The organism is Streptomyces sp. NPDC057010, assembly GCF_042673805.1.
Taxonomy (GTDB): domain Bacteria; phylum Actinomycetota; class Actinomycetes; order Streptomycetales; family Streptomycetaceae; genus Streptomyces.
Genome location: NZ_JBHUSC010000003.1, coordinates 384,274 through 394,464, shown reverse-complemented (window position 1 = coordinate 394,464; position 10,191 = coordinate 384,274). Strand labels below are relative to the sequence as shown.

Annotated in this window: 9 protein-coding genes; 6 read left to right on the top strand and 3 right to left on the bottom strand. The window is 72.0% G+C overall.

All coding sequences use genetic code 11. From position 1 onward, the window contains the following. Window positions 1-41: 41 nt before the first annotated feature. Window positions 42-293 carry an antitoxin gene (locus ACFTXQ_RS05900; protein ID WP_382636242.1) on the bottom strand — a complete coding sequence of 84 codons (252 nt, stop codon included), beginning with the start codon at window positions 291-293 and terminating at the stop codon, window positions 42-44. A 24-nt stretch (window positions 294-317) separates the two neighbouring features. Further along, entirely contained in the window at window positions 318-533 is a 216-nt protein-coding gene (locus tag ACFTXQ_RS05895) for a gliding motility protein (RefSeq protein WP_382636240.1), read from the bottom strand. Window positions 534-731: 198 nt separating this feature from the next. Here ACFTXQ_RS05895 and miaA point away from each other — a divergent pair, with 198 nt between their 5' ends. From miaA to hflX, 6 genes are all read left to right on the top strand, one after another. After that, window positions 732-1,670: a tRNA (adenosine(37)-N6)-dimethylallyltransferase MiaA gene (gene miaA / locus ACFTXQ_RS05890; protein ID WP_382636238.1), complete on the top strand. Its 939-nt coding sequence runs from the start codon at window positions 732-734 to the stop codon at window positions 1,668-1,670. 131 nt (window positions 1,671-1,801) lie between these two features. After that, complete coding sequence (locus tag ACFTXQ_RS05885) at window positions 1,802-2,377, top strand: hypothetical protein (RefSeq protein ID WP_382636274.1); 576 nt, start codon at window positions 1,802-1,804, stop codon at window positions 2,375-2,377. 76 nt (window positions 2,378-2,453) lie between these two features. Next, window positions 2,454-3,329, top strand: coding sequence for a diaminopimelate epimerase (gene dapF / locus ACFTXQ_RS05880; RefSeq protein WP_382636236.1), 876 nt, complete (start codon window positions 2,454-2,456; stop codon window positions 3,327-3,329). A 140-nt stretch (window positions 3,330-3,469) separates the two neighbouring features. Further along, window positions 3,470-5,551: a RelA/SpoT family protein gene (locus ACFTXQ_RS05875; RefSeq protein WP_382636234.1), complete on the top strand. Its 2,082-nt coding sequence runs from the start codon at window positions 3,470-3,472 to the stop codon at window positions 5,549-5,551. A 108-nt stretch (window positions 5,552-5,659) separates the two neighbouring features. Continuing rightward, a complete protein-coding gene (locus tag ACFTXQ_RS05870; protein ID WP_382636232.1) occupies window positions 5,660-7,099 on the top strand; it encodes a M1 family metallopeptidase in 1,440 nt (479 codons plus the stop codon). A 135-nt stretch (window positions 7,100-7,234) separates the two neighbouring features. Further along, the gene (hflX, locus tag ACFTXQ_RS05865) at window positions 7,235-8,707 is read left to right on the top strand and encodes a GTPase HflX (protein WP_382636230.1); all 1,473 of its coding nucleotides are present in this window, start codon (window positions 7,235-7,237) and stop codon (window positions 8,705-8,707) included. Between the two features lie 68 nt (window positions 8,708-8,775). Here hflX and ACFTXQ_RS05860 read toward each other — a convergent pair whose 3' ends face one another. Beyond that, the gene (locus ACFTXQ_RS05860; RefSeq protein ID WP_382636229.1) at window positions 8,776-9,945 is read right to left on the bottom strand and encodes a trypsin-like serine peptidase; all 1,170 of its coding nucleotides are present in this window, start codon (window positions 9,943-9,945) and stop codon (window positions 8,776-8,778) included. Between the last annotated feature and the right edge of the window lie 246 nt (window positions 9,946-10,191).

The window sequence follows — 10,191 nt, the reverse complement described above, 5'->3', positions numbered from 1 at the left end:
GAACCGGCCGGTGCCGGTTCCGCGCCCCTTCCGTGACCGCGTCAGGTGGCCGCGGGCGGTACCGTCGGCGGACCGCCGGGGTTGTCCTTGTGCGCGATCTTGCCCAGGGCGTCCTTCGCCTTGCCCTCGACGCTGATGATCCGGTCGCTGTACTTGCCCTTGGTCTTGGTGTCCACGACCTTGGCGAACTTGTCCAGACCCTCGCCGATCCTGCCCTCGTGCTGCTGGGCGAGGTCGCCGACCTTCTCCTTCGCCGGAGCGAGCTTGGCCTTCAGATTGTCCAGCAGGCTCATGGGTCACCTTCCAATGGCGGGTAGCTACGTACGGGCGCCCTCGCCGGTTTCGCTGTCCGCGGCCGCCTCGGCCGACTGCTGCTTCGGAATCTCCACGGCTTCCACCGCCGGAGCCTCCGCGACAGCAGGCGCGGCCTCGGCCTCTTCGGCCGGCTCGGACTCCGCCGTCAGGGTCTCGGCCGTGACCTCCTCGGTCGCAACCTCGTCCTTACGGCGAAAAAACCGATCAAAAACGCCCATGTCTACTCCCATAACGTTACTCGTGTGAGTGAAGTTCCGCCTTGGCCGGACCGGCCTCCACCGGATACGGACGGGCGCAGCGTGCCGGGCACGCTCCGGGCCGGAACCTCGCCAGGGCAACGACCCCACCCCCACCCCGTCACGTAACTCGATCGGGTACATGGCCGCGTCTTGACCAGGGGCTGCGAGACTGGGGCGGTGAGGAAAGCAGCCCCCGCACCGCGGGTCATCGCCGTCGTCGGTCCCACCGCGGCCGGAAAGTCCGATCTGGGCGTCCACCTGGCCCGTCATTTCGACGGCGAAGTCGTCAACGCCGACTCCATGCAGCTGTACCGGGGGATGGACATCGGCACCGCCAAGCTGACGACTGCCGAGCGCGGAGGGGTCCCGCACCACCTCCTCGACATCTGGGATGTCACCGAGACCGCGAGCGTCGCCGAGTACCAGCGCCTCGCGCGCATCGAGATCGACAAACTGCTCGCCGAAGGCCGCACACCGATCCTCGTCGGCGGCTCCGGCCTCTACGTACGGGGCGCCCTCGACGCCATGGAGTTCCCCGGCACCGACCCGGAGGTCCGGGCCCGCCTGGAGGAAGAGCTCGCCGTGCGCGGCTCCGGCGCCCTGCACGCCCGCCTCGCCGCCGCCGACCCGGCCGCCGCCCAGGCGATCCTGCCCAGCAACGGCCGCCGGATCGTCCGCGCGCTGGAGGTCATCGAGATCACCGGCCGCCCCTACACGGCCAACCTGCCCGGCCACGAGTCCGTCTACGACACCGTGCAGATCGGCGTCGACGTGGCCCGGCCCGAGCTCGACGAGCGGATCGCGCGCCGCGTGGACCGCATGTGGGAGGACGGGCTCGTCGAGGAGGTCCGCGCGCTGGAGGCCCGGGGGCTGCGCGACGGAATCACCGCTTCCAGGGCGCTCGGCTACCAGCAGGTGCTGGCCGCACTCGCCGGCGAGTGCACCGAGGAGGAGGCCCGGGCCGAAACCGTCCGGGCCACCAAGCGGTTCGCCCGCCGCCAGGACTCCTGGTTCCGCCGTGACCCGCGTGTGCACTGGCTCGGCGGGGGCGTCGCCGAGCGCGGGGAACTCCCCGGACTCGCGCAGTCGTTGGTCGAACGAGCGGTTACAGCCTGATCACGTGATGGCATCGGGACGCCCCGGGCGCCCGTTCGGGGGCCGGGGGCGTGCCATCATCAACTCCTGCGGGTGCGGTCACCGGCAGTGAATGGCGGCGTACTGAGTCCGAGTGGGGAGGGCGCGTGGCGATGGAGGCCGGCCCTCGTGACACCGGGCGGGACGACACCCGGCGGGAAGCGGACCCGAAGCTTCTCGACCGGCCGGAGGGTCCCGCGGTTCCCGGCGGTCCCGATGGCTCCGACGGTCCCGAAGGCGCCGACGGTCCTGAAGGCCCCGCCGGTCTCGGGCTGCCCGCCGACCCGGCACGCCTGACCCCCGACGGCCCGGACACCCCCGACTCCGCGGAGGCCGAAGCCGCCGCCGGACCGGAATACGAGGTCGAACTGCGTCCGCAGCGCCGCCTGCGCCTGTGGCAGATCGCCCCCATCGTGCTGCTCGCCGCCGCCGGCTCGCTGATGTTCGCCTTCCCGCTCGCCTTCGAGTTCGGCGACGGCGGAGCCGTCGTCGCCATGCTCGGCTTCCTGATCAGCTGCTGCGCCGGCGGCTGGGGGATGATGGCCGCCCGCCGGGTCGGCTACACCTGGCCCGGGCTCCCGGCCAGGGGCAGCGGCCGGCGCCCCGACTGGCGCATGGCCGCGCTGTACGCCGCCGCCGCGCTCGTCGTCGTGGCACTCGCCGTGTACCGGGTCGCCCGGCTGCGCTGAGCTCGGCGTGCCGGGCACGATGTCCGCTCACCGGACCGCTCCGCGCCCCTGAGCTGCGGCTCGATACCATGGGCGGGTGACGCACACCACCCTCCCCTTCCTCAAGGGCCACGGCACCGAGAACGACTTCGTGATCGTCCCGGACCAGGACAACGCCGTCGAGCTGTCCGCGTCCGCCGTCGCGAAGCTGTGCGACCGGCGCGCCGGGATCGGCGCGGACGGCGTCCTGCACGTCGTCCGGTCCGCCGCACACCCCGACGCCGCGCACCTGGCCGGCGAGGCGGAGTGGTTCATGGACTACCGCAACAGCGACGGCTCCATCGCCGAGATGTGCGGCAACGGCGTCCGCGTCTTCGCCCGCTACCTCCACTACGCCGGCCACGTCGAGCCCGGCGACCTCGCGATCGCCACCCGCGGCGGGGTCAAGCGCGTCCACCTCGACAAGACGGGAGACGTCACGGTCTCCATGGGGAGCGCCGTGCTCCCCGAGGGCGAGGTCACCGTCGGCGTCGGCGCCAGGAACTGGCCCGCGCGGAACGTGAACATGGGGAACCCGCACGCGGTGGCGTTCGTTGAAAGCCTCGACGACGCCGGAACGCTGTACGACGCCCCCGCGTTCAGCCCGGCCTCCGCCTACCCGACGGGTGTCAACGTCGAGTTCGTCGTCGACCGCGGCCCGCGGCACGTCGCCATGCGCGTCCACGAGCGCGGCTCCGGCGAGACCCGCTCCTGCGGCACCGGCGCCTGCGCCGTGGCCGTAGCGGCCATCCGCCGCGACGGCGTGGACCCGGCCGTCACCGGCGAACCGGCCACGTACACCGTCGACCTCCCCGGCGGCACCCTCACCATCACCGAACACCCCGACGGCCGGATCGACATGACCGGACCGGCCGTGATCGTGGCCGCGGGCGAGTTCGACGCGGCCTGGCTCACCGAAACGGCTTTCGCCTGAAGCTTCCCTCTAATGGGTGATCCGTTTCACGCTCAGCGAGAGGTGGACTGCGCCACGTGGTGGGGTCGGTAACATCAGGCACCGGCCCTGAGGGCTCACCCCATGCCTGCCACCGCCGGTCGAAGCCGCCGGAGGTGCCCATGAGTGCAGAGGCCACGAACCCCGAAGCACACCCCGAAGCGCGCCCTGAGCTCCGCAGACGCGGCCGGACCAGGCTCGATCTGCGCCGGCTCGGGCGCGCGGCCCTGCTCGGGCCCACGTCCCGCGACCGGCTTCCGGACGCCATCGGCCATGTCGCGGAGGCCCATCGCGCCCACCATCCGGACGCCGATCTGTCCATTCTGCGGCGGGCGTACCTCCTCGCGGAGACCTCGCACCGCGGCCAGATGCGCAAGAGCGGTGAGCCGTACATCACACACCCGCTCGCCGTCACCCTGATCCTCGCCGAACTCGGCGCCGAGACCACCACCCTGACGGCCTCTCTCCTCCACGACACCGTCGAGGACACCGACGTGACCCTCGATCAGGTCCGCGAGGAGTTCGGGGACGAGGTCTGCTTCATCGTCGACGGCGTCACCAAGGTCGAGAAGATCGACTACGGCGCCGCCGCCGAACCCGAGACCTTCCGCAAGATGCTCGTCGCCACCGGCAACGACGTCCGCGTCATGTCCATCAAGCTCGCCGACCGCCTGCACAACATGCGCACCCTCGGCGTGATGCGCCCCGAGAAACAGGCCCGCATCGCCAAGGTCACCCGCGACGTCCTCATCCCGCTCGCCGAACGACTCGGCGTCCAGGCCCTCAAGACCGAGCTGGAAGACCTCGTCTTCGCCATCCTGCACCCCGAGGAGTACGAGCAGACCCGCGCGCTCATCGCGGCCCACGCCGGGGAACGCGACCCGCTGCCCGCCATCGCCGACTCCGTACGGACCGTCCTGCGCGAGGCCGGGATCACCGCCGAGGTACAGGTCCGGCCCCGGCACTTCGTCTCCGTACACCGCATCGCCCTCAAACGCGGCGAGCTGCGCGGCTCCGACTTCGGCCGCATCCTCGTCCTCGTCGGCGAGAACGCCGACTGCTACGCCGTCCTCGGGGAGCTCCACACCTGCTTCACCCCCGTCGTCTCGGAGTTCAAGGACTTCATCGCCGTCCCGAAGTTCAACCTCTACCAGTCGCTGCACACCGCCGTCGCCACGCCCGAGGGATACGTCGCCGAGGTCATCGTCCGCACCCGGCAGATGCACCGCGTCGCCGAGGCGGGCGTGGTGGCGCTCGGCAATCCGTACGCCACCGCAACGGCCGACGCCGCCGCCGATCCCGACGAGGAGCGGGTGGACCCGACCCGGCCCGGCTGGCTGTCCCGGCTGCTCGACTGGCAGCAGTCCGCACCCGACCCCGACACCTTCTGGAGCGTCCTGCGCGAGGAACTGGCCCAGGACCGGGAGATCACCGTCTTCCGGGCCGACGGGGGCACCCTGGGCCTGCCCGCCGGGGCCAGCTGTATCGACGCCGCCTACGCGCAGCACGGCGAGGCGGCCCACGGCTGTATCGGCGCCCGGGTCAACGGGCGCCTCACCTCCCTCTCCTCCCCGCTGTCCGACGGCGACACCGTGCAACTGCTGCTCGCCCACGACGCCTCCTCGGGGCCCGCCGCCGAGTGGCTGGACCACGCGCGCACCCCGGCCGCCCGGATCGCCATCAGCAGCTGGCTGGAAGCCCACCCCGACCGCGCGATGGCCACCACCACGGCCGCCCGCGCACCGCTGTCGGTGATCGGGGCCCGGGGCGGCGGGGGCAACGCCGTCGCCGACCTGCCGGACGCCACCGTGCGGCTCGCCGGGTGCTGCACCCCCGTGCCGCCGGACGCGGTCGCCGGATTCGTGGTCCGCGGCGGGGCCGTCACCGTGCACCGCATCCACTGCGCGGCGGTCGCGCAGATGCGGGCGGTGGGCCGCACCTCCGTCGCCGTGCACTGGCGGGCGACGGCGGACTGCCGGGTCACGCTGCTCGCCGAATCGTTCGGCCGCCCGCACCTGCTGGCCGACCTGACCGAGGCCATCGCCCGCGAGGGCGTCGAGGTCGTCTCCGCGACCGTGGAACCCCCCGTCGAGCAGCGCGTCCGGCACACCTACACCCTCCAGCTCCCGGACGCGGGCGGGCTGCCGGCCCTGATGCGGGCGATGCGGGACGTCCCGGGCGTGTACGACGTGAAGAGGGCGTAGCCGAAGGCCGGCCCCGCATAGGCCCGGTCGCCTCCGGAAGGCCCCGTTCGGGTGGACCCGTCGCGCGCCGTGCGCGGCCCGGTGGCGGCCCCTGGTAAGCGGTGGTGGATGCAGCTCACCTCCCCGCGCCTGCGCGCCTCCCTGCTCGCCGCGGCCTCCCTCACCCTCGTCGCCGCCGTGCTGCCCCCGCCGAAGCCGCTGGGCATCGGCGACCGGCTGTTCCCCGAGCTCGGGAACCCCGGCTACGACGTGCTCTCGTACGACCTGTCCCTCACGTACAAGGACAACCTGAGCCCCCTCGACGCGGTCACCGTCATCGACGCCCGCGCCCTGCAGCCGCTGGAGCGGATCAACCTCGACTTCACCCACGGAAAGGTGGCGTCCGCCGAGGTCAACGGCGAGCCCGCGCGGTTCGAGAGCGTCGGGGAGGACCTCGTCCTGACCCCCGCGCGACCGGTCATCGCCAACATCCCGCTGCACATCACCGTCCGCCACACCAGCGACCCGCGCGGCCGCGGGGACGGCGGCTGGGTGCCCACCGAGGACGGCCTGGCCATGGCCAACCAGGCCGACGCCGCGCACCGCGTCTTCCCCTGCAACGACCACCCCGCCGACAAGGCGTACTTCACCTTCCGGGTCACCGCACCGGAGGCGCTCACGGTCGTCGCCAACGGGGTGCCGGCGGTCCCCGCCCTGCGCACGGGCCCCGCGACGACGTGGACGTACCGGACCCGGCACCCCATGGCCACCGAGCTGGCCCAGGTCTCGATCGGCCGCTCCGCCGTCGTCCACGGCACCGGACCGCACGGTCTGCCGCTGCGCGACGTGGTCCCCGCCGCCGACCGGCAGCGGCTGGAGCCCTGGCTGAAGAAGACCTCCGGGCACATCGCGTGGATGGAGGAGCGGGTCGGCCCGTACCCCTTCGAGAACTACGGCGTCCTGATCGCGCGGGCGACCACCGGCTTCGAGCTGGAGACCCAGACCCTCTCGCTCTTCGAGCACAACCTGTTCTCGGGCGAGGGCTACCCCGAGTGGTACGTCGAATCCGTCATGGTCCACGAGCTCGCCCACCAGTGGTTCGGCGACAGCGTCACCCCCCGGAGCTGGTCGGACCTGTGGCTCAACGAGGGACACGCCACCTGGTACGAGGCCCTGTACGCGGACGGGCTCGGCAAGTACTCCCTGGAGCGGCGCATGCGCGAGGCGTACCAGCGCTCCGACCAGTGGCGGGCCGCCGGCGGCCCCCCGGCCGCCCCGAAGGCCGCCGCCCCCGGCGAGAAGATCGGGCTGTTCCGGCCGGTGGTCTACGACGGGGCCGCGCTGATCCTCTACGCGCTGCGGCAGGAGATCGGCACCGAGGCCTTCGACCGCGTCGAGCGGCGCTGGGTGGCCGAGCACCGGGACGGCACCGCGAGCACGGCCGACTTCGTACGCCTGGCCTCGCGGGAGGCGGGGCGGGACGTCGGGCCCTTCCTGGAGCCCTGGCTGTACGGGAAGACCACCCCGGCGATGCCCGGCCACCCGGAGTGGAGCGGAAAAAGCGTGTGACCGTCCCGGAACGGGCATGTCACCATCGACGGGACCGCTCGGGGAATCCCCGGGCGACCGGACACGTTGGACGTGACAGCTAACCTGCCGGTTAGTGTGGCGTGACCGTGCTATTCGAATCGACGTAAGGATCCAATGACCTCCTCTTCTTCCCCTTCCCAGGACCGCTTCACCGAGAGCCTTCGGGCCGATGCCCTGATGGAAGAGGACGTCGCCTGGAGCCACGAGATCGACGGAGACCGGGACGGCGACCAGTTCGAACGCTCCGAGCGCGCGGCACTGCGCCGCGTGGCCGGCCTCTCCACCGAGCTCGAAGACGTCACCGAGGTCGAGTACCGACAGCTCCGCCTGGAGCGCGTCGTCCTCGTCGGTGTCTGGACCTCCGGCACGGTGAACGACGCCGAGAACTCCCTCGCGGAGCTCGCGGCCCTCGCCGAGACGGCAGGTGCCCTCGTACTCGACGGCGTGATCCAGCGTCGCGACAAGCCGGACCCGGCGACCTTCATCGGCTCGGGCAAGGCCCGCGAGCTGCGTGACATCGTCATGGAGAGCGGCGCCGACACCGTCGTCTGCGACGGCGAGCTCAGCCCCGGCCAGCTCATCGCCCTCGAAGACGTCGTCAAGGTGAAGGTGGTCGACCGGACCGCCCTCATCCTGGACATCTTCGCCCAGCACGCCAAGTCCCGAGAGGGCAAGGCCCAGGTCGCGCTCGCGCAGATGCAGTACATGCTGCCGCGCCTGCGTGGCTGGGGTGCCTCGCTGTCCCGGCAGATGGGTGGCGGCGGCGGTGGCGGCATGGCCACCCGAGGCCCCGGTGAGACCAAGATCGAGACCGACCGGCGCCGGATCCGCGAGAAGATGGCGAAGATGCGCCGGGAGATCGCGGAGATGAAGACCGGCCGCGACATCAAGCGGCAGGAACGACGCCGCAACAAGGTGCCCTCGGTCGCCATCGCCGGCTACACCAACGCCGGAAAGTCCTCTCTGCTCAACCGCCTCACGGGCGCGGGCGTCCTGGTGGAGAACGCGCTGTTCGCCACCCTCGATCCGACCGTGCGCCGGGCCGAGACGCCCAGCGGCCGCATCTACACCCTGGCCGACACCGTCGGCTTCGTCCGGCACCTGCCCCACCACCTCGTCGAGGCGTTCCGCTCCACGATGGAGGAGGTCGGCGACTCCGACCTCATCCTGCACATCGTGGACGGCTCGCACCCGGCGCCGGAGGAGCAGCTGGCGGCGGTGCGCGAGGTGATCCGCGAGGTCGGCGCGGTGAACGTGCCCGAGATCGTCGTGATCAACAAGGCCGATGCCGCGGATCCGCTCGTCCTGCAGCGGCTGCTGCGGATCGAGCGGCACTCCATCGCCGTCTCGGCGCGCACGGGTCTGGGCATCGAGGAACTCCTCGCGCTCATCGACACCGAGCTGCCGCGGCCCGAGGTCGAGGTGGAGGCCCTCGTGCCGTACACCCGCGGCTCGCTGGTCGCCAAGGCGCACGCCGAGGGCGAGGTGATCTCCGAGGAGCACACCCCGGAGGGCACCCTGCTCAAGGCGCGGGTCCACCAGGAACTGGCGGCGGACCTGGCTCCGTACGCGCTGGCGAAGCGGTAGGCGCCGAGCGCTGTGAATGACCGAGGGCCCCCTGCATCGCAGGGGGCCCTCGGTCATTCACTGTCGCGTTACTTGAACTTGCCGCTCACGGCATCGAAGATGCCCTTCGCCTCCGGGCCGAGCCGCGGACCGGCCAGCCAGCCCGCCTTGGCCGGGCCGATCGAGGTGTTCGACACCAGCGCCGGCTTGCCGTCCGCGCCCGCGGCCACCCAGCCGCCGCCGGAGGAACCGCCGGTCATGGTGCAGCCGATGCGGTACATCACCGGGTCGTTCGCGCTCAGCGACAGCCGGCCCGGCTTGTCCGTGCACTGGTAGGCCTTCTGGCCGTCGAACGGAGCCGCCGCCGGGTAGCCGGTCGCCGTGATGCCCGCGACCTTCGGCACGGCCGGAGCGTTGAACTCCACCGGCAGCGCCGAACCGACCGTCTCCTCCAGGGACTTGCCGCTGCCCTTCTCGGGGGTCACGTGGAGCACCGCGAAGTCGTACGGGGCGCCCGCGCCGCCGGTCGGACCGCCGGTCGAGATCCACTGGTCGGAGGTCTGCGCCCAGTCGCTCCACCAGACGCCGTACGGGGCCACCTGCTCGCGCGGCGCGCCCTTGAGCTGCGCAGCCGGCTTGCCGGCGTTGTTGTAGGACGGCACGAAGGCGATGTTGCGGTACCAGCCGCCGGACTTGCCCGCGTGCACGCAGTGGCCCGCCGTCCAGACCATGTTGGACTTGCCGGGGTGGGCCGGGTCCTTCACCACGGTCGCCGAGCAGACCATCGAGCCCTCGGGCCCGTCGAAGAAGACCTTGCCGGACTCCGGAACGCTCGTGTGGTAGGGCGCGTTCGCGGGTTTGGCGCTCACCGCCGCGGGGGTCGGGTCGGTGACGCCCTGGTCCTTGCCCGCGTCCGGGTCGACGGCCGGGCGCTGGGGCTGCTCGGCGTCACGCATGCGGTCCGGGTCCCACAGGCCCTCGATGATCGGGTTGATGTAGTCGCCCGCCTCGCGGAGCCAGTCCTCCTTCTTCCAGTTCTTCCACTCACCCCCCTTCCACTTCTCCAGGTCGAAGCCGTGCTGCTTCAGCTTGTCCTTGAGCTGGTCCGGGATCTTGATCCCGTCCGCGCTCGGGAGGCTCGCCGCCACGGTGGGCTTGGCGTCGCCGCCGGCCTCCCCGTCGCCGGGGCCGCAGGCCGCCGCGGTCAGCGCGAGCGCGGCCGCGCACAGGATCGCGGTGACCGGTCGGTTCGGTCGCATGTCGTTCGTCCCCCTGGTGGTTGCTGGGCGTGGAGTGCAGCCCCCCACTATGCCGCCGAGGGTGGGGACGGCACAGCCCGGGGCCGCGGTTCCCCGCTCCCGGCCCTTGGCGGGCAAGGATCTTGGGCCCACCCGTGATCCCGCGCCGTCACCGTCGTTGGTACGTACGGGGGATGGGGGAGCAGCGTTCGTGTTCGAGGCGCAATCCGGAAGAGACATCCGTGCGGGAGGACGACACTCGTGGCT